The sequence below is a fragment of the Shewanella sp. Sh95 genome, assembly GCF_001308045.1.
GTDB classification, from domain to species: Bacteria; Pseudomonadota; Gammaproteobacteria; order Enterobacterales; family Shewanellaceae; genus Shewanella; species Shewanella xiamenensis.
The window spans coordinates 1-405 of sequence record NZ_LGYY01000287.1; the positions used below are offsets into that span (position 1 = coordinate 1).

The following is a 405-nucleotide window of genomic DNA, read 5'->3' on the forward strand; positions in this document are numbered from 1 at the left end:
TACAGGCGGGTGGCGCGCCGCGCCTCCCCCCCCCCCCCCCCCCCCGCCGGGCAGCCGCCCCCGCCCCCCGCGGGGGCGGGCGGGGGGTAAACCCGGGGGACGTGTTGGGCTCCCGGGTGGCCGCCAGCCATCCGCGGGGTTTGCTCGCCCGCGGGGGGGGGCTGGGGGTACCCACCCCGCCGCAGGGGCAGCAGATGATCGATATCGACGGCATCATGGTGCCCGACGAGGGGCTGCGCACGCCCTGGGGGCGGCAACCTTCGCTGATCAGCCTGCCGTACCTGCTCACCGGGCTTGAGCTGGGCTTTGACGCGCAGAGTGCGGAGATCGCCTGGCGCATCATGCAAATCCAGCAGCGCCGTCATAGCCTGAGGGTCAGCAAGCCGCCGATCAGCACCGACTACG

General features: G+C 74.1%; 1 protein-coding gene. It reads left to right on the top strand.

The window, feature by feature from the left end:
* Window positions 1-194: 194 nt before the first annotated feature.
* Window positions 195-405, top strand: a 211-nt coding sequence (locus tag AEA42_RS21600) for a DUF3131 domain-containing protein (RefSeq protein WP_197278475.1), incomplete at its 3' end; no start/stop codon positions are given.